The sequence below is a fragment of the Brevundimonas sp. genome (assembly GCF_032107865.1).
Lineage (GTDB): Bacteria > Pseudomonadota > Alphaproteobacteria > Caulobacterales > Caulobacteraceae > Brevundimonas.
Genome location: NZ_DAMCNG010000026.1, coordinates 1 through 22,341, shown reverse-complemented (window position 1 = coordinate 22,341; position 22,341 = coordinate 1). Strand labels below are relative to the sequence as shown.

Here is a 22,341-nt window from a genome sequence, read left to right as displayed (position 1 = left end):
CGGCCAGCGCGAGGGCGTCACCGTCAATGTCGCCAAGATCGCCGGCGGCGGCCCGCTGAACGTCGTGGCCGACAACGCCGTGGTCCGCTTCAACGTCCGCGTGCCGGACGCCCAGAGCGCCGCCTGGATCGACCAGACCGTGCGCGCCATGGCCGCCGAACCGCCCTTCCCCGGCCTGACGCTGGACCTGCACGGCGGCATGACCCGCGCGCCCAAGCCGATGGACGCCAGCCAGACCGCCCTGTTCCACGCCGTCCGCGACGCGGGCGACCTGCTGGGGCAGACCATCGCCTGGAAGCCCTCGGGCGGCGTTTGCGAGGGCAACAACCTCCACGCTGCGGGCCTGCCCAATGTCGACACCCTCGGCGTCGTCGGCGGCGAGATCCATTCGGACCAGGAGTTCGCCTGGCCCGCCAGCTTCGTCGAACGGGCGCAGCTGTCCGCCCTGATCCTGTGCAAGATCGCTTCGGGCGAGATCGACGCCCTCAAACTGAAACAGCTCCGACTGGAGACGATGTAACCGCATGCTCGTTGTTCGCCCCGCCGGCCCCGCCGACCTTCATCACCTGCTCGAACTGGCCATCCTGTCCGGCCCCGGCTTCACCAGCCTGCCCGAAGACGCCGACGTCCTGAGCGAACGCCTGGAACTCAGCCAGGCCAGCTTCGAAGGCCGCATCCCGCCGCAGGAAGCCTGGTACACCCTGATGCTGGAAGACGGCGACACGGGCGACATCGACGGTGTCGGCTCGGTCAAGGCGACCGTGGGGCTGAAGCGGCCCTTCTTCTCATTCCGCGTGGTCAACAACACGGTCCAGTCGCCTTCGCTGGGCATCAAGCTGAACCACCAGACCCTGGTGCTGGTGAACGAGTGCACCGGCTGGACCGAGGTCGGCTCGCTGTTCCTGAAAGCCGACCGCCGCAAGGGCGGCGCCGGGCGCCTGCTCAGCCAATCGCGCTACATGCTGATCGGGGCCCAGCCCGACCTGTTCGCCGACAACGTCCTGGCCGAACTGCGCGGCGTCTTCACGCCCGACGGTTACTGCCCCTTCTGGGACCATGTGGCGCACAAGTTCTTCCCCATGGACTTCGACGACGCCGACCGCATGAGCGGCTCGACCGACAAGCAGTTCATCCTCGACCTGGCTCCGCGCCACCCCATCTACATCGACCTTCTGCCCGAACCGGCCCGTGCCGTGATCGGCAAGGTCCACCCGCAGGGCGTACCCGCCATGGCCCTGCTGGAATCCGAGGGCTTCCGCCCCAACGGCCTGGTCGACATCTTCGACGCCGGCCCGACCGTGGCCTGTGGTCGCGACAACATCCGCACCGTCCGCGACGCCCGCGTTCTGACCGCCCGCATCGAGAAAGAGGTCGAGGTCGAGCTGCCCAGCCTCGTCTCGACCGACAGCGTCGCCGCCTTCCGCGCCGTCCGCGCCCGCGTTCTGGTGGACGGCGACATGGTCCGCATGACCCCCGACGTCGCCGCCGCCCTCAAGATCAAGGACGGCGCTGTCGTCCGTGTGAAATCCTGAACCGAGTATCCGCCATGACCCGTTTCACCTCCACCAACCCCGCCACCGGCGAAACCGTCTGGGAAGGCGAAGCCGCCACCACGGAGCAGGTCGGCGCCGCCGTCGAGGCCGCCCGCGCCGCCTTCCCCGACTGGGCCGACCGCCCGCGTCAGGACCGCATCGACGCGGTGAAACGCTATCAGGCGGTGCTCAAGGACCGCGCCCCTGAAATGGCCGAGGCCATCAGCCGCGAAACCGGTAAGGCCCTGTGGGAGACGAAAACCGAACTGGCCTCCATGGCGGGCAAGGTCGACATCTCGATCCGCGCCTATGACGAGCGCACCGGCGAGCGCACCACCGACACCGCCTTCGGCCGCGCGACCCTGCGTCACCGCCCGCACGGCGTCTCGGCGGTGCTCGGCCCGTTCAACTTCCCCGGCCACCTGCCCAACGGCCACATCGTCCCGGCCCTGCTGGCGGGCGACACGGTCGTGTTCAAGCCGTCCGAGGAAACGCCCCTGACTGGCCAGCTGATGGCCGAATGCCTGGACGCCGCCGACCTGCCCAAGGGCGTGTTCAACATGGTGCAGGGCGGGCGCGACCCCGGCGCGGCCCTGCTGGACCAGCCGATCGACGCCCTGATGTTCACGGGCTCCGGCGCGGCGGGCGCCCACTTCCGTCGCAAGTTCGCCGACGATCCCCACGTCATCCTGGCGCTGGAGCTGGGCGGCAATAACCCGCTGGTCGTCTGGGACGCCGCTGACGCTGAGGCTGTCGCCGGCATCGTGGTTCAATCCGCCTTCGTCACCACCGGCCAGCGCTGCTCCTGCGCGCGCCGCCTGATCGTGCCGGACGGCGCCCAGGGCGACGCCATCGTCGAGGCGGTAGCGGCCATGTCCGACCGCCTGAACTTCGCCCCCTGGGACAGCGATCCCGAGCCCTACGCCGGGCCGCTGATCTCGGAGAAGGCCGCCAGCGCCGCCCTCGCCGCCCTGCAACAGCGCATCGACGCAGGCGCGCGCGTGATCCGCGCTTCGGGTCCGGTCGACAACCTGCCCGGCGCCTTCGTGAAGCCTGCGATCATCGACGTCACCGGCGTCGCGGTCGAGGACGAGGAAATGTTCGCCCCCTTCCTGCAGGTGCTGCGCGTCCCGACCTTCGACGCCGCCATCGCCGCCGCCAACGCCACCAAATACGGTCTGTCCGCCGGTCTGGTCAGCGACGATGCGAAGAACTGGGATCGCTTCATCAACCGCATCCGCGCGGGCGTGGTGAACTTCAACCGCCCGACCACGGGCGCAGCGGGCGACATGCCCTTCGGCGGTCTCGGCGCCTCCGGCAACCACCGCCCCAGCGCCTACTACGCCGCCGACTACTGCGCCTATCCGGTCGCCAGCTTCGAGGCCGGTTCGGTCAAGAACATCGAAAGCGAGATCAAGGGCTTGCGAGGATGATCGAAGCCGGTCCGTTCAACAAGAAGGAACGGATCAAGCCGGGTGCCCATGTGCGCGCCCGGCGTCTTCGCAAACTCCCGACCTGGACTGAGGCCAAGCTGTGGGAGCGGCTGCGCAAACTCGACATCCGTATTCGGCGTCAGGTGCCGATCGGGCCTTACGTCGTCGATTTCGCCTGCCTGCGCGCTCGCCTGGCGATCGAAGTCGACGGCGGCGTCCACAATCGCACCGACGTCGCCCTGCGCGATCTGGCGCGCGATGAATGGCTAGCTAGCGAAGGCTATCGCGTCCTTCGCATAGATAGTCGTCGCATCCCCGACGACCTGGACGCCGTCATCGCGGAGATCACCTGCGCCATTCGCCTCAAAGCTCCCCTTCCCCTCGAGGGGGAAGGGGTCGGGGGATGGGGTGAGGTCTCGTCGCACAAAGACCTGACGCAGGAGACGCCGTCCCGCCTCCCGCGCCCTTCCAGCAACCCGCCCGCCAACACCCCCACCCAACCCTCCCCCCTCGAGGGGGAGGGCTCATGAGCTTGATTATGAACGCCATCGAAGCCAACGCCGACGGCCTGATCGGGCCGACGCACTCCTACGCCGGGCTGTCGCCGGGCAATCTGGCGTCCAGCCTGAACAAGGGCGAGGCGTCAAACCCGCGTGCGGCCGTGCTGCAGGGCCTCGACAAGATGAAGACCCTGGCCGACCTGGGTTTGCCCCAGTTCGTCCTGCCCCCGCATGAGCGACCGAACATCCCCTTCCTGCGCGACCTCGGCTTCTCGGGCTCCGACGCCCAAGTGCTGGAGCGCGCATGGAAGGATGCGCCCTCCTTCGCCGCCGCCGCCTGTTCGGCCTCACCCATGTGGGCCGCCAACGCCGCCACGGTGACGCCCAGCGCCGACGCCGCCGACGGTCGCGTTCACTTCACCCCCGCCAACCTGATCACCAACCTGCACCGCAGTCTGGAGCATGATCAGACCAAGCGCGCGCTGGACGCCCTCTTCTCCGACGCCAGCCGCTTCGCCGTCCACGACGCCTTGCCCTCGGTCGCCCATCTGGCGGACGAAGGGGCGGCCAACCACGTCCGTCTGTGCCGCGATCACGGCGAGGCGGGCGTCAATCTGATGGTCTGGGGGCGAGAGGCATTCGAGCCTTGGGACGGCCCCTACCCCGCCCGCCAGACGCGCGAGGCGTCCGAGGCGATCATGCGCCGCCACGCAGCGTCCGGCGCCGTTCTGGCGCGTCAGGGCAAGGCCGCCATCGCCGGCGGGACCTTCCACAACGACGTGGTCTGCGTCGGCGCCCTGGACACCCTCTTCTTCCACGAGCTGGCGTTTGAAGACACGGACGCGACCAAGGCCGCCATCCGCGCCGCCGCCGACGGCTTCGAGCCGCAGTTCGTCGAGGTCTCGGCCGCCGACCTGCCGTTGGCCGACGCCATCAGCTCCTATCTGTTCAACTCCATGCTGATCCGGGTTCCGGGCCAGGACCGTCTGACCCTGATCTGCCCGACCGAGACGCGCGACAACCCGCGCAGCCACGCGGTGGCCCAGGCTCTCGCCGCCTCCAACGGTCCGATCGGCCATGTCGAATACGTCGACGTGCGCCAGTCGATGCGCAACGGCGGCGGCCCGGCCTGTCTCCGTCTCAGGGTCGTCCTAACCGAGGCCGAGCTGGCGGCGACCAATCCGGCCATGCGCCTGACCGACGCGCTTCACGCCCGCCTGTCCGACTGGGGCCGCCGCTGGTATCGCGACAGCCTGACGGCGCACGACCTGGCCGACCCCGCCCTGCTGGACGAGACGCGCGGCGCGCTTGACGAGCTGACGCAGATCCTCAACCTCGGCGGCGGCTTCTATCCGTTCCAGCGCGGCTGACCGTCAGACAGGACCATCGGCCGCAGCCCGCGTCACGCTACGGTCAAGCCGTCGTCATCCGACCGTAATGCACCGCTCGTAAGCACGGGCATGATCGCTTCACGCCGCGCCTTCATGGCCTCCGCCGCCGCCCTCGCCCTGTCGGGTTACGCCAAACGCGCCCAAGCCATGGCCGCCGAACCGGGCGGCTTCGTCGACGGCCCATCGCGCAACGAAGTATTCGGCTACGGCCCGATGAAGGCCGATCCCTATGGCCTGCTGGACCTGCCCGAGGGCTTCTCCTACCGCGTGGTGTCCCAGGCGGGCGAGACCATGGCCGACGGCCTGCTGACCCCCGACAAGTTCGACGGCATGGGCTGCTTCGGGCTGGACGAGGACCGGGTGATCCTGGTCCGCAACCACGAGGTCAATCCGCTGGAGTTCAACGCCAGCGCCTGGGGCGCCAACCACCGACTGGTCGGCGATCTGGACCGCGCCCGCGTCTATGGCGTCTATCCCGATGAGACCGGCGCGGTCGCTCCGCTGGGCGGCGGCACGACCACCGTCGTCTACAACCTCAAGACCGGCCGCACCGAGCGCCAGCACCTCAGCCTGGGCGGCACGGCGGTCAACTGCGCCGGGGGCGTCACCCCCTGGGGCTCGTGGCTCAGTTGCGAGGAGATCGTCGCCGGAACCAAGGACGGCCTGCCCCAGGACCACGGCTGGGTGTTCGAGGTGCCGTCGCGCGCCACCGGCCTGGTCGACCCGACGCCGATCCGCGCCATGGGCCGCTTCAAGCACGAAGCCGCCTGCATCGATCCGCGCACCGGCGTCGTCTACATGACCGAGGACACGGGCGAGAGCCTCTTCTACCGCTACCTGCCGACCGACCCGCGCCGCCTGCACAGCGGCGGCCGCCTTCAGGCCCTGGCCCTGGTCGATCAGGCGCGCGGCGACACCCGCAACTGGAACGACCTCCTGTGGCGCCAGGGACAACGTCTGGCCGTGCGCTGGGTCGATCTGGATCACGTCGAAAGCCCCGACGGCGATCTGTCCCTGCGCGGCCACGCCTCGGGCGCGGCGATCTTCGCGCGCGGCGAAGGCGTCCATTGGGCGGGCGACCACCTCTATTTCACCTGCACCTCGGGCGGCGTCGGCCGCCACGGCCAGATCATGCGCTACGTCCCCAGCCCACGCGAAGGCCAGTCGGACGAAGCCGGCCAGCCGGGCATGCTGGAGCTGTTCGTCGAGGCGGGCGACCGCGCCGTGCTGGACTATGTCGACAACATCGCCATCGCCCCGAACGGCCACGTCATCGGCTGTGAGGACAAACAGGTCGGCACCCAGCATGTGAAGGGCGTCACCCCTGACGGCCGCGCCTACGCCATCGCCCGCAACGCCATGCGCCACGACGCCGATGAGTCGAACACCGAGTTCGCCGGCGTCTGCTGGGCGCCGGATGGCCGGGCCATGTTCGTGAACCTGTACTCGCCCGGCATGACCCTGGCCGTCACCGGCCCGTGGGATCGGTTCAGGGTCTGAGGGCCCTCGGGACAAGCCGGAGGATGACGGAAAGAAGGGAGCGTCAGCGCATCCTCACCGTCCAAACGCAGGAAATGTCCGGCATCAGCGCGCGCAGACCCGCGCCTTCACACTGACGCCTGCACCCATGCGATGATCCCTCCCCCGCGCCACCGCAGAGGAGAGATTCAGACAATTCAGACGAATTGGACTCTGTTTTTCTCTCTCCCCTTCATGGGGAGAAGATGCGCCGCCTATGCCGCGAAGCGCCCGCCCTTGGCCGCATAGGCCTGGGTGCCGTGCGTAAACACCTTGTCCGTCGGCAAGACAGCCTCGATCGGCAGGGCGTCGGCGCCCTTCAGCCGCTCATAGACCGGGCCGAAGTCCTGCAACGTCACCGTCTTCAGCGCCTCGATGCTGTCGATGACGAAATAGACCTGCTGGAAGTCGTCGATGCGGTACAGCGTCTTCATCACCCGCTCCAGGTCGAAGCCCAGGCGGTTCGGCGAAGGGTCTTCCAGGCTGAAGACGCTCTCGGTCGCCGACGACACGATGCCCGCGCCATAGATGCGAAGGCCCCCCGCTTCCTGCATCAGACCGAACTCGACCGTGTACCAGTACAGGCGCGCCAGATTCGGCAGCATCCCCAGCGACGCCGCCCGCTGCCCGCCCTTGCCGTAGGCCTCCATATAGGCGGCGAAGTCGGGGTCGGTCAGCATCGGAACGTGGCCGAACACGTCGTGGAAGATGTCCGGCTCCTGCAGGTAATCCAGTTGGTCCGGCTTGCGGATGAACTGGCCCGAGACGAAGCGTCGGTTGGCCAGGTGGTCGAAGAAGACCTCGTCCGGCACCAGTCCCGGCACGCAGACCACGGTCCAGCCGGTCAGGGCCTGCAGTTTGGGATTGATGACTTCAAAGTCGGGAATGCCGCCCGCATTCAGGTCCAGCGCATCCAGGCCACGCATGAAGGCCTCGCACGCCCGGCCCGGCAGGATCTTCATCTGCCGCTCGTATAGGGTGTTCCAGGTCTGGTGCTCGACCTCGGTATAGGCCGACCAGTTCTGAGAAATGGTCCAGTCAGCGGCGGCGCCTTCCGGGGGCTGCTCGAAAACGTGCTCGAAGTCGGACATGGGGACGCTCCTCACGGCTCTGATGGCCTTTCGGGGCAGATTAGCGCGCGTTTTCGTCCACGTCACGCACGGCTGTTGCAGCGCTTTCGCGACACGGCTCGGCGCAAAAGAAAACGGGCCGGAGGTTTCCCTCCGACCCGCTTCGCTTTGAAAGCTGTCTCTGGAGATCCAGAGGCCAGATCCGAAATCTTACTTGATTTCGACCTTGGCGCCGGCTTCTTCCAGCTTCTTCTTCAGTTCTTCAGCGACTTGCTTCGAGACGTTCTCGACGACCGGCTGCGGAGCGCCTTCGACCAGGTCCTTGGCTTCCTTCAGACCCAGGTCGGTGCGGACGCCACGGACTTCCTTGATGACGTTGATCTTCTTGTCGCCGCCGTCAACCAGGACAACGGTGAACTCGGTTTGCTCTTCAGCGGCTTCAGCCGGAGCAGCAGCGCCACCGGCGGCGGCGACGGCGACCGGAGCAGCAGCCGAGACGCCCCACTTGTCTTCCAGCAGCTTCGACAGTTCAGCGGCTTCCAGGACGGTCAGAGCCGACAGTTCTTCAACGATTTTGGCGAGATCAGCCATGTTAGTCTTCCTTCGGTAGGATGAGGTTCAGAGAGATATGCAGAGATGACGGGGCTTAGGCGGCGTCTTTGGTCGCGTACGCATTGAAGACGCGCGCCAGTTGGCCGGCCGGCGCCTGCAGGACGCCAGCAACCTTGGTCGCCGGGGCTTGCAGCAGGCCGATGAGCTTGCCACGCAGCTGGTCCAGCGACGGCAGCTTGGACAGAGCCTCGACGCCCTTGGCGTCCAGAACCTTGTCGTCCATGAAACCGCCGACGATAGCGAACTTGTCGTTACCCTTGGCGAATTCAGCCGTGACCTTGGCGGCGGTGACCGGATCGGCGGCGTATGCGATGCCCACCGGACCCTTGAACAGGTCGTGGTAGTCGCTGCCTTCCTCGACGCCCAGCGCCTTGAGCGCCAGACGGTTCTTCACCACCTTGAACGCGGCGCCTTCTTTACGAAGACGACCACGCAGGTCTTCCATCTCCACAACGGTCAGACCCAGGTTGTGGGTCACGACCACGGCGCCCGCGTCGGCGAACACGCTCTTCAGCGATTCGATCGACTCGGCTTTTTGTGCGCGGTCCATTGTGGTCTCCAGTTTTGGTATTCGCCGCCGAGCTTATTCCCAGCGACGGATTGGCCATTGCGCCATGCATCGCTGCACAGCGTTCAGGCCGGTCTTATTGTCCGAAGGAAGCGTAGCCCGCCCGCCGGATACCGGCAGGCAAAAGGTCTGTGCATCCCCATCTCCCCACGGCGCCAGAGGGCTCTCTGGACGATTATGACGCGGGCGACCCCCGCATCCCGAAGTTCTCGGACAGGCATCGTCAGAACCGAGGCCCTGACGAGATGCGGGCTCTATACACGGCCCGACGGGAAAATCAACGGCTGGAGGGCGCGTTCAGGCAGCGGAGGCCGAAACGTCCTACTCTGCCCCCCGCCCCGGCCTGAAATCGCGGATCAGTTCGGCCAGTTCGACCTCGTCCACGACGGCGGCGGCGTCTTCAGTAGACATCCAGCGGCGTTCGCGCTGAGCGTCCTCGGGCCAGGCGCCCAGCTGGATGAAGACCTCCAGCGGATAGACGCTGGCGATGGTGGCCTGAACCCGCCCGGACTTCAGCCGCTTGCCATAGCGGAACCAGCCGATGGGCGCGCCCATGACGTCGCCCTGGACGCCCGCCTCTTCGTAGGCCTCGATCACGGCGGCCTCGGCGTCGGTCTTGCCCGCCATGCGGTTGCCCTTGGGAATGACCCAGCGCCGCGTCTCACGCGAGGTGATCATCATGATCTCCACGCCGCCCGCGCCGTGTCGCCACGGCAGGGCCGCAACCTGGCGCGTCTCGGACGAAAGGGTGCGGGGCTTGTTCGACATCAGGTCAGGAACAGCCCGCCCAGGGCGTAGAACAGGGCGCCGATGGCGGCGGCCGCCGGCATGGTGATGAACCAGGCCGTGACGATGCTGCGCGCCACGCTCCAGCGCACGGCCGAAACCCGCTTGGCCGCGCCCACCCCGACGATGGCGCCGGTGATGGTGTGGGTGGTCGACACCGGAATGCCCATGCTGGTCGCGGCGAACAGGGTGATGGCTCCGCCCGTTTCGGCGCAGAAGCCCTGCTGGGGCGACAGGCGCGTGATCCGCGACCCCATGGTGTGGACGATCTTCCAGCCGCCGAACAGGGTGCCCAGGGCAATGGCCGCCTGACAGGTGATGACCACCCAGAAGGGCACATGGAACTCACCGCCCAGCATGCCGCGCGAATAGAGCAGGATGGCGATGATCCCCATCGTCTTCTGGGCGTCATTGCCCCCGTGACCCAGGGAATAGGCCGAGGCCGACACGAACTGCAAACCCCGGAAGATCCGGTCGGCGAAGTTGGGATTGGCCTTGGCGAACAGCCAGGACACGATCAGCACCAGCAGCAGCGCCAGCAGGAAGCCGATGGCCGGCGACATGAAGATGGCCCCCACCGTCTTCAGCACCCCGGCGATGACCACGGCGCTGGTCCCCGCCTTGGCGATGCCCGCCCCCAGCAGGCCGCCGATCAGAGCGTGCGAGCTGGACGACGGAATCCCCGCCAGCCAGGTGATGACGTTCCAACTGATGGCCCCCATCAGGGCGCCGAAGATCACCTGATCCGAGATCACGTCTGGCGAGATGATGCCACGCCCGATGGTGTCAGCGACATGCAGACCGAAGAACAGAAAGGCGATGAAGTTGAAGAAGGCCGCCCAACCCACCGCATAGATCGGCGGCAGGACGCGCGTGGCGACGATGGTGGCGATCGAGTTGGCCGCGTCGTGCAGGCCGTTCAGAAAATCGAACAGCAGGGCGACGCCGATCAGGAAGACCAGGATCAGGAGGGCGTGATCCATGAGGTTTACAGGTGCTCGACCAGAACGCCGTTGATGCGGTTGGCCACGTCCTCGAACCGGTCGGCGACCTTCTCCAGATGATCCAGAAGCTGGCTGCCGATGATGAAGCCCAGGGTGTTGCCGCCCGTCATGTCGTGTCTGTGCGCCTCATAAAGCGCCTTCATGCCCGCGTCATAGAGGTCGTCGCTGCGGGCCTCCAGATTGGTGATCTGCTCCGTCAGGATCGCCAGCCGCTCATGATTCTTGCGCATGGCCGGCAGCAGGGTGAAGGCTTCCTGCGTCAGGGCCGCGCATTCGACGGCGATGTCGGCCAGTTCCTGCATCTTGGGCGAGAAGTCGCGCATCTCGTACAGGGTGACGACCTTGGCCGCCTTCTGCATCTGGTCGATGGTGTCGTCAAGCGAGTTGGTCAGGCCGCGAATGTCCGACCGATCGAACGGAGTGATGAAGCTGCGGCGCACGGCGAACAGCACCTCGCGCGCGATCTCGTCGGCCTCTTCCTCGTGGGCGACCACCTTGGCGCACCATTCCCCGGTCGCGGGTCCGCCGTTCATCATCTGACGCAGGGCGCCCGCGCCGTGAGCCAGCGTCTGCGCATGGGCGTCGAACAACCGGAAAAAGTTGTCTTCCTTCGGCAACAGCGCCTGGAACCAGTTGAGCATGGGTCGTCTCCGCAAGGCCGCCTCGCGCATACCGAGGACCGAGCCGGCGCCCCAAGTCCCGGCTTCCGGCCCCTTCGTCAAGTCATCCGCATACGGATTCTCGGATTTCTCCCCCGGCCATTGACGCCGTTTCAGTCGAAGCGCATGAAGAAAGTGTCATCTTTGTGTTCCAAAAGCGGCCAAAATCGCCATGACCTACCCTGCGGAGCAGGAGCGCCTGCTTGTCGAAGCCGGCCAGGCCCTCGCTCGTCGCGACCCTCACGCCGCCTTGCGGTTGCTGGATCAGGCGGATCAGTTCGGCAAGACGCACAACGCTACCTTGAACCGCGCCGTCGCCTTGCGCCTTCTGGGCGACTACCATGCCTCCCTTCGCGTCCTGGACGACGCGCTCGACATGCGGCCCTACGATTTCATGGCGCTGTTGGCCAAGGGCGCCATGCTGGAGAAGATCAATCAGACCAAGGCGGCGGTCGAAGTCTATCGCAACGCCCTGAAGATCGCCCCGCCGCGCGCCTCCTGTCCGCCTGGCGTGGTCAGCCAGATGGACTACGCCAGCAGCCTGATCGATCGGCACGCCCGAGCCCTGGCCGAGTTCATGAAGGATCGCATTGCACCGCTGAAGGCCGACCTGGGAGAAGCCAGCCGGGACCGTTTCGAGGAAGGCCTGGAGATCTACGCCGGTCTGAAACAACCGCCCAAGCAGCAGCCCCTCCTGCTCAACTACCCGCGCCTGCCGGTCATTCCCTTCTATGATCGCACCCTGTTCCCGTGGCTGGCGCGGCTGGAAGAAGCGACCCCCGTCATCCAGGCCGAACTGGCGACCCTGCTCGAAACCGCCTTCGACGACTTCTCGCCCTACATCGCCTATCCCAAAGGCGCGCCAGTCAATCAGTGGGGAGAGCTGAACCACTCGCGCAAATGGAGCTCCCTCTTCCTATGGAAGGACGGCCTCCGTCAGGACGAAGCCTGCGCCCGCGCGCCTCGGACCGCCGCCCTGCTGGAAAGCCTGCCCATGGCCGATCAGGAGGGCTTCGCCCCCACCGCCATGTTCTCGGCGCTTCAGCCCAAGACGCATATTCCGCCGCACACCGGCTCGTCGAACGTGCGCCTGCTGACTCATCTGCCGCTGGTCCTGCCGGGGCCGGCGCGCTTCCGCGTGGGCAATACGGTGCGCGAATGGGAGATGGGCCGCGCCTGGGTCTTTGACGACACCATCGAGCATGAGGCGTGGAACGAGGCCGACGCCATGCGCGTCATCCTGATCTTCGACGTCTGGAATCCCTATCTCGACGACGGCGAGAAACGGCTGATCACCGAGATGATGAAGGCGCAACGCGAGTTCACCATCGATCAGGCGCCCTCTCGCAACTGATCATAGGCCGATTGCGCCGCCGCCACCTCGCCCATGCGCGTCTCGGCCCAGTCGATCATCGGCCGCAACGATCGAACCAGTCCCAGCCCGAGGGGCGTGATCGCATAGGTGACGGACACCGGCACAGCGGCCTCGACTGTGCGTGTGACTAGGCCGTCGCGCTCGATCTGGCGCAGAGTCTGGCTCAACATCTTCTGCGACACGCCCTCGATCCGGCGCTTGAGCGCATTGAAACGCATCGGCCCGTCCGCGAGGGTGGTCAGCAGAAGCACCGTCCACTTGTCGGCGATCCGATCCAGCAACAGACGGGTCGGGCAGTCAGCGGCGTAGACGTTTCCACGCTCGCCGTCGCTGGAAGCGGTCACCGCCGGGGAACCTGGTGAGAGAAAAGTGCCTTCTTGCATAGCCACTCCCTTTAGCACACCTGGTTTCCATTGGTAACTACAAGGAACATTCCCATGAACATCACCATCCTGGGCGCCAGCGGCCGTGTCGGATCAGAGATCGTCAAGGAACTGGCTCGGCGCGGGCATCAGGTGACGGGCGTGGCCCGCCAGCCGGATCGCGTGCCCGCCGCTCCCGGCGTGACCGCTGTCGCAGGCGACGTGAACCAGCCCGCCTCTCTCGCCCCAGCCCTGGCCGGCGCCGACGCCGTGGTCAGCGCCATCATGTTCGTGGACAGCGATCCGAGTCTGCTGATCCAGGCGATCAAGGAAGCAGGCGTTCCGCGTTACCTGGTCGTCGGCGGGGCTGGCAGCCTGGAGATCGCGCCGGGCCAGCGCCTGATCGACACGCCCGCCTTCCCCGAAGCCTATAAGGCTGAAGCCCTGGCCGGCGGCCGGTTTCTGGACGCCCTACGCGCCGAGCCTGAGCTGAACTGGACCTTCCTGTCGCCCTCGGCCCTGTTCGACGGGTCGGAGCGCACCGGCGTCTTCCGCCTGGGCGGCGACGCCCTGCTGACGGACGACCAGGGGAACAGCCGCATCTCCTTCCCCGACTACGCCATCGCCATGGCCGACGAGATCGAGACGCCGAAGCACCCCCGCGCCCGCTTCACCGTCGGCTACTGAACAACGCCTCATGCAGCGCGGGCCTCATGCAGCGCAAAGCGCGATAGGCCCAGGCCAAAAGAAAACGGCCCCGGAAGATCGCTCTTCCGGGGCCGTCGTCATTCTTAGTCGTGAAGCCGGATCAGGCGCCCAGCGAAGCCGGGTCGATCTTGAAGCCGGGGCCCATCGTCGAGGACAGGGCGATGCGCTTCACATAGGTGCCCTTGGCGCCCGACGGCTTGGCGCGAACGAGGGCGTCCACGATGGCCTTGACGTTGGCTTCCAGGGCGTCCTGGGTGAAGGAGGCCTTGCCGATGCCGGCGTGGACGATGCCCGCCTTCTCGACGCGGAACTCGACGGCGCCGCCCTTGGCGTCCTTGACGGCCTGAGCGACGTTCGGGGTCACGGTGCCGACCTTCGGGTTCGGCATCAGGCCGCGCGGGCCCAGCACCTTACCCAGACGACCGACCAGGGCCATCATGTCCGGCGACGCGATCACGCGGTCGAAGTCCATGAAGCCGCCAGCGATCTTCTCGTACAGGTCTTCAGCACCGACGTGCTCGGCGCCGGCTGCCTTGGCTTCATCAGCCTTGGCGTCCTTGGCGAAGACGGCGACACGGACGTCACGGCCGGTGCCCGAGGGCAGGTTCACCACGCCGCGGACCTGTTGGTCGGCGTGACGCGGGTCGACGCCCAGGTTGATGGCGATTTCGATCGACTCGTCGAACTTGGCCTTGGCGTTGTCCTTCACCAGCTTGATGGCGTCCGAGAAGACCAGCAGGTCTTCGGTGACGCCCGTGCGGGCCTTATGGGCTTTGGTCAGCTTAGCCATGTCTTAGCCCTCCACCACTTGAATGCCGATGGCGCGGGCCGAGCCCTCGATGATGCGCGACGCGGCGTCCAGGTCGTTCGCGTTCAGATCTTTCATCTTCTTCTCGGCGATTTCGCGCAGTTGCGTCTGCGTGATCTTGCCAGCGAACTCGCGGCCGACGAGCTTGGCGCCCGACTTGATGCCAGCGGCTTGCTTCAGATACCAGGTCGCCGGCGGCGTCTTGGTGATGAAGGTGAACGACTTGTCCTGATAGACGGTGATGACGGTCGGAAGCGGGGTGCCCTTGGCTTCCTTCTCGGTCCGCGCGTTGAACTCCTTACAGAAGCCCATGATGTTCACGCCGCGTTGACCCAGAGCCGGGCCGATCGGGGGCGAAGGCGTGGCCGAACCGGCCGGCACTTGCAGCTTGATATAGCCGAGAATCTTCTTGGCCATTGGTCTCTCCTATGAATGACCCGGCGACGATGCGCCCGGCCGGTGAGCCGTGGTGCGGCATGGCTGCCTTCCACGGATTTGACGCCGGGCGACTCGAAGGCCGTCCAGCGAAGGCGCGCGTTTAGCAGGCAGACCCTGAAAACGCAAACGGGACCGCCCGAAGACGGTCCCGATCTCTGCGTGGCGTCAGCAGCCGATCAGGCGCTGACCTTCTCCACCTGATTGTATTCCAGCTCGACCGGAGTCGGGCGGCCGAAGATCGAGACGGCCACGCGCAGGCGGGCGTTCTCTTCGTCGACGCTTTCGACCTGACCGTCGAAGCTGGCGAACGGGCCGTCGATGACCTTGACGTTCTCGCCGATGTCGAAGCGGATGGTGGGCTTCGGACGCTCGACGCCCTCTTCCACCTGGCCGATGATGTTCTGAACTTCACGTTCCGAGACCGGCAGGGGCTTGGTGCCGCCCGCGGCGCCCAGGAAGCCCGTGACCTTCGGCGTGTTCTTGACCAGATGATAGGCCTCGTCCGTCATCTCCATCTTCACCAGCACATAGCCGGGGAAGAATTTGCGTTCGGCGTTGACCTTCTTGCCGCGGCGGATCTCGATGACGTCCTCGGTCGGAACCAGGATTTCAGAGAAGGCGTCTTCCAGGCCCTGCTGCTTGGCCTGGTCGCGCAATTGCTCGGCGACCTTCTTCTCGAAGTTCGAATAGGCGTGGACGATGTACCACTTGTGGCGGGGGTTGGCCGCCGGCTTGGGCGCTGCATCAGTCATGTGCGCGTCTCCTTTATTGGCCGAGGCCGAGGATGAAGCGGGACGCGAAGCCGAGACCCGTGTCGACGATCCAGAAGAAGGCGGCCGCGATCAGCACCATGATGAAGACCATCACCGAGGTGATCCAGGTCTCCTTGCGGCTGGGCCACACGATCTTGCGGGCTTCAGCGCGAACTTCGCTGATGAACTGCGGGATGGACGTCTTCTTCTTCGGCGCGGGCGCGTCGACGGCCACGGTCGCTGCGCCTTGCGCGGCTGCTGCGGTCTTGGTCCCCGTGGAGCGGCGGCCGCCCGGGGTCTTCGCCTTGGCCATTTGACGTCTCTTCAACCTCTGGATCCTGCTGCTCCACATGGGAAGTCCCAGGCGATCACAACAGGGGGAATGGCAGGAGTGGAGGGACTCGAACCCCCGGCCCTCGGTTTTGGAGACCGATGCTCTACCAGCTGAGCTACACTCCTAGTGTCCCGGACAAAGATCAGCGCGCCGTGGATATCCACCCAGCGGCGCGACCCTCGCCAGAGGGGGGCGTATGCCCGAGCCCCACCGTCATTTCAAGGGCCATCTGCGCCGCAGACGCGCGAAGTCGCGGATTTTCCTCAGAACAGACGCGCCACGGCGCTGGGCTCATAGCTCAGCCCTTTCACCAGGGCGTCTGAATCGCCGATCGAGAAGGTCTGGGCCCGGCTGCGGCCGTCAACCACCGCCACCGCCTCGATCTCTTCGGGAATCACCTTGACCACCGCCACGGCGTCGCCGCCCGGCGCCCAGGGGCTGAGGTCGGGCGAGCGCGCGATGATCAGATCGTTCAGCCGCTTCACCTCTTCGCCGTCCGTGACCTCCTCGGCCCGGCCGTCGATGGAGACGCCGACCGCCTCCCCTTCCTCGCCCACGCCGCGCACGGCCACGCCGACGCGCGGGTCGGCGGTCAGGTTCTTCAACTTCTCGCTGTCGCGGGCGGTGACGAAGTAGAGGTTCAGCCCGTCGTTCAGATAGCCCAGCGTCGCCGCCTGCGGCCGACCGTCAGCCCGGTTCACGGCCAGGGTCATCAGCTTCTGGCTGTCCAGCAGCTTGAGGATGGCGGCCACCGCGCCGCCGTGGATCGGGGTGATGCGCGAGGTCGAGCTCATGGCGATTCTCCGGATGACGACCACAGACTGGCCCAACAGCTTCGACGCAGCCTTGACGCAGATCAAGGCGACTGGACGCCGCTTCGGTTCCAATGCCCCCATGACAGAGTCCCGCTTCGCGTCCGATGCGCCTCGCCTGGAGGTGGCCCCCCTCAGCGAAGCCGAGGCGCCCGCCGCCTTCGCCTTGGCGCGGCTGTGGCGGCCCAATCTGGAGCCGGCCCAGTGGGACGCCTTCCTGACCGCCTGGCGCGCCGCCCCGGAAAGCCGGGGCATCCTCAGCGCGCGCAACCAGCGCGGCGGCGTGCTGGGCTTCGTCAGCTGGTGGCGCCAGCCCGACCTGGAGTACGGCGAAACCCTGTGGGCTGGTCCCTTCGTCGTGCGTGAAATGGGGGTGCGCCCCCTGGTGCGGCAGAGCCTGGCCGTCGAGCTGACGGCCCTCGCCTGTCAGTTGGGCGCCCGACTGCGCTACGCCGAGGAAGCCGCCGCGCCAGACTGCGCCGCCGAGCTGACGGCTAGGACAGGCTGACCTATTCGGAATCAGCCCCTTATCGCCTAGACTGCCGCGTCATCCGGGAGACGACGTTCGTGAACACCACTGCGGCCCAGGCCGAAATCGAAGAGGTGCGTCTGGAAGACGTCCATCCCTGCTCCACCTGCGGCGCGCGTCCGCTGGGCGTGTGCGCGGACCTGAAGGGTCACGAACTGCAGAGCATGGCCTGCGCCAGCGAGAACGTCACCGCCCAGCCGGGCCAGGCCCTGTTCCACGAGGGCGATCCGAACCCCTATGTCTTCAACGTCGTCGATGGGGCGGTGAAGCTGTATCGCCTGCTGCCCGACGGACGGCGCCAGATCACCGGCTTCCTGTTCCAGGGCGACTTCCTGGGCCTGGGCGGGCGCGGTCCGTCCAGCTTCACAGCCGAAGCCTTGACGCCGCTCAACGCCTGTCGCTTCCGGCGCGGCGACTTCGATCAGTTGTTGAACGCCCTGCCCGCGCTGGAGCACCGCCTGGTGGCCCTAGCCGGGGACGAACTGATGGCCGCGCAGGAGCAGATCGTGCTGCTGGGCCGCAAGACGGCGCGCGAGCGGCTGGCCAGCTTCCTGACCCGCCTGTCCGAGCGACAGGTGCAACTGGGCGGCGCTGTGGGCCACGTCCATCTGCCGATGACGCGGCTGGACATCGCCGACTACCTGGGTCTGACGATCGAGACGGTCAGCCGGGTCTTCACCCAGTTCAAGACGTCTGGCCTGATCCAGCTTCTGCCCGGCAATGACGTCGCCCTGCCCGACCCGGCCGCACTCAAGGCCTTGGGCGAAGGCGCCGCCTGATCCACTCCGGCCAAAGGGATAAGGGGACGCGGCCTGACGTTCCGCGCCCCTCCCCGCATCGGCTCTAGAACTTGCGGCCGACGCCGACCGACACCACCCAGGGGTCAAGGCTGACGCTGCTCTTCAGCGCGCCGCCGTTGATCTTGGCGTCCGTGTCGAACCACACCTTCTTGGCGTCCAGGTTCAGCGTCCACGGGCCGGAAATGTTCCAGTCGGCGCCGGCCTGCAGCGCCACGCCGAAGCCGTTGTCCAGGTCGACCTCGAAGCCGTTCTTATCCTTGCTGCTGAAGAAGGCCATGTAGCTGACGCCCGCCCCGACATAAGGGCTGACCGTCGCATTCGGCGTCGGACGGTATTGCAGCGTCACCACCGGCGGCAGCACCCAGGTCTCATGCACCGCCACGTCGGTCGCCCCGCCCTTGGCCCGGACCTCGTGCTGGGTCGCGCCCAGAATGGCCTCGACGGCCCAGTGATCGGCGACGAAATAGGTGAAGCCCAGCGTCGGCATCCAGTCGTCGCCCACATCGACCTTCAGGCCGCTGTCGGCCCCGGCGGCGGTGACGATGGCGTCGTCGGCCTGCGGCAGGACGCCCGTCATGCGGGCAGTGACGATCAACGAGCCCTTGCCCACCTGTTCGGGGGCGGCGTTCTGGGCCGAGGCGGCGCCCGCGACGGCCAGCAGACTGACGGAAGCGATAAGGGCGGCGGCGGTTTTCATCGGTTCAATCCCCGACATTCGCCGGGTCGGGAGGAGGCCCGGCTTCGATGTCTGCATGACGATGCGCCTGCCCCTCTCACGACGCCTTGATCCACCGCAAGCTACGGATATTTCGTGCGTTTCACCCAAGAAAAATCCCCTCCGGCCAGCGCCGAAGGGGATTGTTCAGTCAGTCCGTCAAACGACGGGGATCAGGATTCCGAGTGACCCTCGTCCCCTTCGTCGAACAGGCGGAACTCGTGCCACAGGCCGTTCAGCACGCCGAACGCCACCGCCAGGCCGAGGCCCAGGATCCAGGCGAAATACCACATGAGATGATCTCCTTTCGCGGGATCAGTAGAGGTCGGGGTTGGTCTTCAGCTCAGCCTCGGTCGAACGGCCCCACAGCACCTTATAGACCCAGGAGGTGTAGAGCAGGACGAAGGGCAGGAAGACCGCCACCACGATCAGCATGATGAACAGGGTCGTATGGCTGGACGAGGCGTTCCACACGGTCAGGCTGGACTGGGCGTTGATCGAACTGGGCAGGATGAAGGGGAACATCGACAGACCGACCGTCGAGATGATCCCGACCGCCGAGGCCGACGAACCGCCGAAGGCCAGGGCCGCCGACTTGCGCCACATCCCCAGCAGACCAATCGCAGCGCCGACGAAACCCAGCACCGGAGCGATGATCATCCACGGATAGCGGCCGTAGTTGTCCATCCAGGCGCCGGGCGCAGCCTCGACGGCCGTACGCAGCGGGTTGGAGACGCCGGCCGTGTCAACTGCGCCGATGATACGGAAGCCCATATCGCCGAAGGCCACCATGGCGCCGCCGATGGCGAACAGCACCAGGCTGGCCGCGCCGGCGATGGTGCCGATGGCGCGAGCGCGCTTCAGCACCGGACCTTCTTCGCCCTTGATCGCCAGCCAGGCCGCGCCGTGCAGAACAAGCATGGACACCGACAGCAGGCCGCAGATCAGGGTGAAGGGGGTGAACAGGCCCAGCAGGCTGCCTTCGTAGAAGCTGCGCAGATCGCTATCCAGACGGAAGGGCGCGCCCATCAGGACGTTGCCGACGGCGACGCCGAACACCAGGGCCGGGACGAAGCTGCCGATGAACAGGCCCCAGTCCCACATGGAGCGCCAGCGCGCTTCAGGCCGCTTGGAGCGGTATTTGAACGACACAGGGCGCAATATCAGCGCGGACAGCACCAGGAACATCGCCAGGTAGAAGCCCGAGAAGCTGACGGCGTAAACCTGAGGCCAGGCAGCGAAGATCGCCGCACCGCCGACGATGAACCAGACCTGGTTCCCTTCCCAGGTCGCGCCGATGGTGTTGATCACCATGCGGCGTTCCTTGTCGGTCTTGGCGACGAAAGGCAGCAGGGCGCCAACGCCCATGTCGAACCCGTCGGTCAGGGCGAAGCCGATCAGCAGCACGCCCAGCAGTCCCCACCAGATCAGGCGGAGGGTGGTGTAGTCGAGGGGAAGTTCCATCTCTCTTTTTCCTTCAACGACCGGGTCAGGCGACCGCGGGCTCGCCTTCCGCTTTGGCGTCGGCTTCACGGGCTTCCTGTTCGGCGAACGGCCCCTTCTTGACCGCGCGCAGGATCAGGCCGACCTCGACCACGGCGAGCACGCCGTACAGCAGGGTGAAGCAGATGATCGTGGTCAGCAGTTGCGGCACGCCCAGGCTGGACACGCCCAGGAAGGTCGGCAGCACGCCTTCCACGGCCCAGGGCTGACGCCCCACCTCGGCCAGCAGCCAGCCAGACTCGATGGCGATCCACGGCAGCGGGATGGCCAGAACGGCCAGACGCAGGAACCACTTCGTCTCATGCTTGCGCAGGGTGCACAGGATGAAGGCCGTTCCGAACAGGCCGATCATCAGGAAGCCGATGCCCGCCATGAAGCGGAAGACCCAGAACATCAGCGGCACGTTCGGCACGGTCGACCAGGCGGCCTGCTGGATCTGCTGCGGCGTGGCCGTGCGCGGATCCTCGACGTAACGCTTCAGCAGCAGGCCGTAGCCCAGGTCGCTGCGGACCGTCTCGAACTGACCGCGCGCGGCCATGTCGGTCGGGTCAGCCTTGACCTTCTCCAGGGCGTCATAGGCGACGACGCCGCGTTCGATGCGGTCCTCGGCGACGGCGACCAACTCCAGAATGCCTTCGACAGGCTTGTCGACGCTGCGCGTCGAGATCAGACCCAGGACATAGGGCACCTTGACCTCGAAGTGGGTGTGACGATCCTCAAGGCTGGGCAGGCCGAACAGTGTCAGGCCAGCGGGGGCCGGTTCGGTGCGCCACATGGCTTCCAGGGCGGCCAGCTTCATCTTCTGGTTGTCGGTCAGGGCGTAGCCCGACTCATCGCCCAGAACGACCACCGACAGCGACGACAGCAGACCGAACGCTGCGGCGACCGTCATCGACCGCTTAGCGAAGCCCTTGTGCTTGCCCTTCAGCAGATAGAAGGCCGAAATGCCCAGCACGACCACGGCGGCGCAGACATAGCCGGCGGAGACAGTGTGAACGAACTTGGCCTGGGCCACCGGGTTGAAGATCACCGCCATGAAGTCGGTGACTTCCATGCGCATGGTGTCGGGGTTGAAGGCGGCGCCGACCGGGTTCTGCATCCAGCCGTTGGCGGCCAGAATCCACAGGGCCGACAGGTTGGTGCCCAGGGCGACCATGAAGGTGACGAACAGGTGGGCGTGCGGCTTCAGCTTATCCCAGCCGAAGAACATCAGGCCGACGAAGGTCGCCTCCATGAAGAAGGCCATCAGGCCCTCGATCGCCAGCGGCGCCCCGAAGATGTCCCCCACGTAGTGAGAGTAATAGCTCCAGTTCATGCCGAACTGGAATTCCATCGTCAGGCCGGTGGCGACGCCCAGCACGAAGTTGATGCCGAATATCGCGCCCCAGAAACGGGTGATCGTCCGCCAGATCGGCCGACGGGTCATCACATAGATGCTCTCCATGATGACCAGCATGAAGGAGAGGCCCAAGGTGAGGGGCACGAATAGAAAGTGGTATAGCGCCGTCAGTGCGAACTGAAGGCGTGAAAGGTCTACGACCGCCAGGTCGATCATCGTTCCAGGCTCCTGACCGCCAGCCCCCATCGACCGGCGTTCTACTCTAACCTAAAGCGGCCCGGTTTGGCGCGCCTTGATCCTGATCAAAGCCAGAGACAGCGACTTGAACTAGAGGGCGTTTCGCCCAAAGACCTTTCGCCACATAGGCTTTTTGCCCCATCCTCTATCGTCGCCGGTTACGGTGGATGAGGCCGGATCAGGCCAGCTTTCCCAGAATGGCGCACCAGGAGACGTGATGACGGCCCAGCCGGTCGACCCTCAACAGGCGAATCCTCCGAGAATCGCAGAGACGGCTGCGCCTGCGGCCTGGCTGAAATCCGCCCTGTCCCCCTGGCGTCGCCTGATGAGCCTGGGCGGCGCCCTAGTGATCGCGGACACGGTTCCCGCCATCGGCTTCGCCGCCGGACTGGCCCTGGCCGTCGGCGCCCTGCCGCAAGGTCTGGCCGAAGCCGTTCCCGGCCTGATTCTGGCGGTCGCCGCCCTGATCGTGCGCGCCGCGCTCAATCAGGGTGCGGTCTTCGTCAACACCCGCGCCGCCCGCGCGGCCAAGAACGGCCTGCGCCGCCGTGTGCTG

Annotated in this window: 26 protein-coding genes, 1 tRNA gene and 1 pseudogene; 11 read left to right on the top strand and 17 right to left on the bottom strand. The window is 66.4% G+C overall.

From position 1 onward, the window contains the following. The 6 genes from RT567_RS04360 to RT567_RS04335 form a co-directional block, all read left to right on the top strand. Positions 1-520: peptidase dimerization domain-containing protein (locus RT567_RS04360; protein ID WP_313574579.1), on the top strand; the 520-nt coding region annotated here is incomplete at its 5' end. 4 nt (positions 521-524) lie between these two features. Then, on the top strand, positions 525-1,532 hold the full coding sequence (locus tag RT567_RS04355) for an arginine N-succinyltransferase (RefSeq protein ID WP_313574577.1): 1,008 nt from the start codon (positions 525-527) through the stop codon (positions 1,530-1,532). A gap of 14 nt (positions 1,533-1,546) precedes the next feature. Further along, positions 1,547-2,965, top strand: a complete 1,419-nt coding sequence (astD, locus tag RT567_RS04350; RefSeq protein WP_313574575.1) for a succinylglutamate-semialdehyde dehydrogenase — start codon at positions 1,547-1,549, stop codon at positions 2,963-2,965. Continuing rightward, positions 2,962-3,495, top strand: a complete 534-nt coding sequence (locus RT567_RS04345) for an endonuclease domain-containing protein (protein ID WP_313574573.1) — start codon at positions 2,962-2,964, stop codon at positions 3,493-3,495. The genes astD and RT567_RS04345 overlap by 4 nt, the downstream gene beginning before the upstream one ends. A 5-nt stretch (positions 3,496-3,500) precedes the next feature. After that, the gene (gene astB, locus RT567_RS04340) at positions 3,501-4,835 is read left to right on the top strand and encodes an N-succinylarginine dihydrolase (protein WP_313574583.1); all 1,335 of its coding nucleotides are present in this window, start codon (positions 3,501-3,503) and stop codon (positions 4,833-4,835) included. Between the two features lie 90 nt (positions 4,836-4,925). After that, entirely contained in the window at positions 4,926-6,356 is a 1,431-nt protein-coding gene (locus RT567_RS04335) for an alkaline phosphatase PhoX (RefSeq protein WP_313574571.1), read from the top strand. A 233-nt stretch (positions 6,357-6,589) separates the two neighbouring features. Here the strand turns inward: RT567_RS04335 and phhA are convergent, their stop codons facing one another. From phhA to RT567_RS04305, 6 genes are all read right to left on the bottom strand, one after another. Further along, a complete protein-coding gene (phhA, locus tag RT567_RS04330; protein WP_313574569.1) occupies positions 6,590-7,465 on the bottom strand; it encodes a phenylalanine 4-monooxygenase in 876 nt (291 codons plus the stop codon). A gap of 189 nt (positions 7,466-7,654) precedes the next feature. Continuing rightward, positions 7,655-8,035 carry a 50S ribosomal protein L7/L12 gene (gene rplL / locus RT567_RS04325; protein WP_313574567.1) on the bottom strand — a complete coding sequence of 127 codons (381 nt, stop codon included), beginning with the start codon at positions 8,033-8,035 and terminating at the stop codon, positions 7,655-7,657. 55 nt (positions 8,036-8,090) lie between these two features. After that, positions 8,091-8,606 (bottom strand): 50S ribosomal protein L10, encoded by a 516-nt coding sequence (rplJ, locus tag RT567_RS04320; protein ID WP_313574565.1) that lies wholly within the window; start codon positions 8,604-8,606, stop codon positions 8,091-8,093. Positions 8,607-8,945: 339 nt separating this feature from the next. Next, positions 8,946-9,392, bottom strand: coding sequence for an NUDIX hydrolase (locus RT567_RS04315; protein WP_313574563.1), 447 nt, complete (start codon positions 9,390-9,392; stop codon positions 8,946-8,948). Beyond that, positions 9,392-10,393, bottom strand: coding sequence for an inorganic phosphate transporter (locus RT567_RS04310; protein WP_313574561.1), 1,002 nt, complete (start codon positions 10,391-10,393; stop codon positions 9,392-9,394). The genes RT567_RS04315 and RT567_RS04310 overlap by 1 nt, the downstream gene beginning before the upstream one ends. A 5-nt stretch (positions 10,394-10,398) precedes the next feature. Next, complete coding sequence (locus tag RT567_RS04305; protein ID WP_313574559.1) at positions 10,399-11,055, bottom strand: DUF47 domain-containing protein; 657 nt, start codon at positions 11,053-11,055, stop codon at positions 10,399-10,401. Between the two features lie 190 nt (positions 11,056-11,245). Between RT567_RS04305 and RT567_RS04300 the strand changes: the two genes are divergently transcribed. Then, entirely contained in the window at positions 11,246-12,427 is a 1,182-nt protein-coding gene (locus RT567_RS04300) for an aspartyl/asparaginyl beta-hydroxylase domain-containing protein (protein ID WP_313574557.1), read from the top strand. On the opposite strand, the gene RT567_RS04295 is transcribed toward RT567_RS04300, so the two are convergent. After that, positions 12,406-12,792, bottom strand: coding sequence for a winged helix-turn-helix transcriptional regulator (locus RT567_RS04295; protein WP_218779163.1), 387 nt, complete (start codon positions 12,790-12,792; stop codon positions 12,406-12,408). The two genes, RT567_RS04300 and RT567_RS04295, sit on opposite strands and share 22 nt — an antisense overlap. A gap of 93 nt (positions 12,793-12,885) precedes the next feature. Between RT567_RS04295 and RT567_RS04290 the strand changes: the two genes are divergently transcribed. Continuing rightward, positions 12,886-13,497 carry an NAD(P)-dependent oxidoreductase gene (locus RT567_RS04290; protein ID WP_313574554.1) on the top strand — a complete coding sequence of 204 codons (612 nt, stop codon included), beginning with the start codon at positions 12,886-12,888 and terminating at the stop codon, positions 13,495-13,497. 121 nt (positions 13,498-13,618) lie between these two features. Here the strand turns inward: RT567_RS04290 and rplA are convergent, their stop codons facing one another. From rplA to RT567_RS04260, 6 genes are all read right to left on the bottom strand, one after another. After that, positions 13,619-14,308, bottom strand: a complete 690-nt coding sequence (gene rplA, locus RT567_RS04285; RefSeq protein WP_087139260.1) for a 50S ribosomal protein L1 — start codon at positions 14,306-14,308, stop codon at positions 13,619-13,621. A gap of 3 nt (positions 14,309-14,311) precedes the next feature. Next, complete coding sequence (gene rplK / locus RT567_RS04280; protein ID WP_003165488.1) at positions 14,312-14,743, bottom strand: 50S ribosomal protein L11; 432 nt, start codon at positions 14,741-14,743, stop codon at positions 14,312-14,314. A gap of 197 nt (positions 14,744-14,940) precedes the next feature. Then, positions 14,941-15,516 (bottom strand): transcription termination/antitermination protein NusG, encoded by a 576-nt coding sequence (gene nusG, locus RT567_RS04275; RefSeq protein WP_003165489.1) that lies wholly within the window; start codon positions 15,514-15,516, stop codon positions 14,941-14,943. A 13-nt stretch (positions 15,517-15,529) separates the two neighbouring features. Further along, positions 15,530-15,829, bottom strand: a complete 300-nt coding sequence (secE, locus tag RT567_RS04270) for a preprotein translocase subunit SecE (RefSeq protein WP_313574552.1) — start codon at positions 15,827-15,829, stop codon at positions 15,530-15,532. A 70-nt stretch (positions 15,830-15,899) separates the two neighbouring features. Further along, positions 15,900-15,975 (bottom strand) — tRNA-Trp (locus tag RT567_RS04265). A gap of 138 nt (positions 15,976-16,113) precedes the next feature. Next, positions 16,114-16,644, bottom strand: coding sequence for a pyridoxamine 5'-phosphate oxidase family protein (locus tag RT567_RS04260; RefSeq protein ID WP_313574550.1), 531 nt, complete (start codon positions 16,642-16,644; stop codon positions 16,114-16,116). A 13-nt stretch (positions 16,645-16,657) separates the two neighbouring features. Between RT567_RS04260 and RT567_RS04255 the strand changes: the two genes are divergently transcribed. Continuing rightward, positions 16,658-17,170 (top strand): hypothetical protein, encoded by a 513-nt coding sequence (locus RT567_RS04255; protein ID WP_313574548.1) that lies wholly within the window; start codon positions 16,658-16,660, stop codon positions 17,168-17,170. Between the two features lie 59 nt (positions 17,171-17,229). Then, complete coding sequence (locus tag RT567_RS04250) at positions 17,230-17,970, top strand: helix-turn-helix domain-containing protein (RefSeq protein WP_313574546.1); 741 nt, start codon at positions 17,230-17,232, stop codon at positions 17,968-17,970. Positions 17,971-18,034: 64 nt separating this feature from the next. Here the strand turns inward: RT567_RS04250 and RT567_RS04245 are convergent, their stop codons facing one another. The 4 genes from RT567_RS04245 to RT567_RS04230 all read right to left on the bottom strand — a co-directional run bounded on the left by RT567_RS04245 (position 18,035) and on the right by RT567_RS04230 (position 21,761). Next, on the bottom strand, positions 18,035-18,688 hold the full coding sequence (locus RT567_RS04245; protein ID WP_313574544.1) for an OmpW family outer membrane protein: 654 nt from the start codon (positions 18,686-18,688) through the stop codon (positions 18,035-18,037). Between the two features lie 191 nt (positions 18,689-18,879). Continuing rightward, positions 18,880-18,999 carry a cytochrome bd-I oxidase subunit CydX gene (gene cydX / locus RT567_RS04240; RefSeq protein ID WP_087139265.1) on the bottom strand — a complete coding sequence of 40 codons (120 nt, stop codon included), beginning with the start codon at positions 18,997-18,999 and terminating at the stop codon, positions 18,880-18,882. 22 nt (positions 19,000-19,021) lie between these two features. Next, positions 19,022-20,170: a cytochrome d ubiquinol oxidase subunit II gene (cydB, locus tag RT567_RS04235; protein ID WP_313574542.1), complete on the bottom strand. Its 1,149-nt coding sequence runs from the start codon at positions 20,168-20,170 to the stop codon at positions 19,022-19,024. Between the two features lie 25 nt (positions 20,171-20,195). Beyond that, positions 20,196-21,761 (bottom strand): cytochrome ubiquinol oxidase subunit I, encoded by a 1,566-nt coding sequence (locus RT567_RS04230; protein WP_313574581.1) that lies wholly within the window; start codon positions 21,759-21,761, stop codon positions 20,196-20,198. Positions 21,762-22,002: 241 nt separating this feature from the next. Here RT567_RS04230 and RT567_RS04225 point away from each other — a divergent pair. Then, positions 22,003-22,341: pseudogene (locus RT567_RS04225) on the top strand (thiol reductant ABC exporter subunit CydD); the annotation flags it as partial.

What these genes read in the sequence shown, in the direction of transcription:
- RT567_RS04355 (WP_313574577.1), top strand. Translation starts at nt 525, where the DNA reads ATGCTCGTTGTTCGCCCCGCCGGCCCCGCCGACCTTCATCACCTGCTC.
- RT567_RS04345 (WP_313574573.1), top strand. Translation starts at nt 2,962, where the DNA reads ATGATCGAAGCCGGTCCGTTCAACAAGAAGGAACGGATCAAGCCGGGT.
- RT567_RS04335 (WP_313574571.1), top strand. Translation starts at nt 4,926, where the DNA reads ATGATCGCTTCACGCCGCGCCTTCATGGCCTCCGCCGCCGCCCTCGCC.
- rplJ (WP_313574565.1), bottom strand. Translation starts at nt 8,606, where the DNA reads ATGGACCGCGCACAAAAAGCCGAGTCGATCGAATCGCTGAAGAGCGTG.
- RT567_RS04245 (WP_313574544.1), bottom strand. Translation starts at nt 18,688, where the DNA reads ATGAAAACCGCCGCCGCCCTTATCGCTTCCGTCAGTCTGCTGGCCGTC.
- rplK (WP_003165488.1), bottom strand. Translation starts at nt 14,743, where the DNA reads ATGGCCAAGAAGATTCTCGGCTATATCAAGCTGCAAGTGCCGGCCGGT.
- RT567_RS04260 (WP_313574550.1), bottom strand. Translation starts at nt 16,644, where the DNA reads ATGAGCTCGACCTCGCGCATCACCCCGATCCACGGCGGCGCGGTGGCC.
- nusG (WP_003165489.1), bottom strand. Translation starts at nt 15,516, where the DNA reads ATGACTGATGCAGCGCCCAAGCCGGCGGCCAACCCCCGCCACAAGTGG.
- RT567_RS04290 (WP_313574554.1), top strand. Translation starts at nt 12,886, where the DNA reads ATGAACATCACCATCCTGGGCGCCAGCGGCCGTGTCGGATCAGAGATC.
- astD (WP_313574575.1), top strand. Translation starts at nt 1,547, where the DNA reads ATGACCCGTTTCACCTCCACCAACCCCGCCACCGGCGAAACCGTCTGG.
- RT567_RS04315 (WP_313574563.1), bottom strand. Translation starts at nt 9,392, where the DNA reads ATGTCGAACAAGCCCCGCACCCTTTCGTCCGAGACGCGCCAGGTTGCG.
- secE (WP_313574552.1), bottom strand. Translation starts at nt 15,829, where the DNA reads ATGGCCAAGGCGAAGACCCCGGGCGGCCGCCGCTCCACGGGGACCAAG.
- rplL (WP_313574567.1), bottom strand. Translation starts at nt 8,035, where the DNA reads ATGGCTGATCTCGCCAAAATCGTTGAAGAACTGTCGGCTCTGACCGTC.
- RT567_RS04310 (WP_313574561.1), bottom strand. Translation starts at nt 10,393, where the DNA reads ATGGATCACGCCCTCCTGATCCTGGTCTTCCTGATCGGCGTCGCCCTG.
- RT567_RS04300 (WP_313574557.1), top strand. Translation starts at nt 11,246, where the DNA reads ATGACCTACCCTGCGGAGCAGGAGCGCCTGCTTGTCGAAGCCGGCCAG.
- cydX (WP_087139265.1), bottom strand. Translation starts at nt 18,999, where the DNA reads ATGTGGTATTTCGCCTGGATCCTGGGCCTCGGCCTGGCGGTGGCGTTC.
- RT567_RS04305 (WP_313574559.1), bottom strand. Translation starts at nt 11,055, where the DNA reads ATGCTCAACTGGTTCCAGGCGCTGTTGCCGAAGGAAGACAACTTTTTC.
- rplA (WP_087139260.1), bottom strand. Translation starts at nt 14,308, where the DNA reads ATGGCTAAGCTGACCAAAGCCCATAAGGCCCGCACGGGCGTCACCGAA.
- cydB (WP_313574542.1), bottom strand. Translation starts at nt 20,170, where the DNA reads ATGGAACTTCCCCTCGACTACACCACCCTCCGCCTGATCTGGTGGGGA.
- RT567_RS04255 (WP_313574548.1), top strand. Translation starts at nt 16,658, where the DNA reads ATGACGACCACAGACTGGCCCAACAGCTTCGACGCAGCCTTGACGCAG.
- phhA (WP_313574569.1), bottom strand. Translation starts at nt 7,465, where the DNA reads ATGTCCGACTTCGAGCACGTTTTCGAGCAGCCCCCGGAAGGCGCCGCC.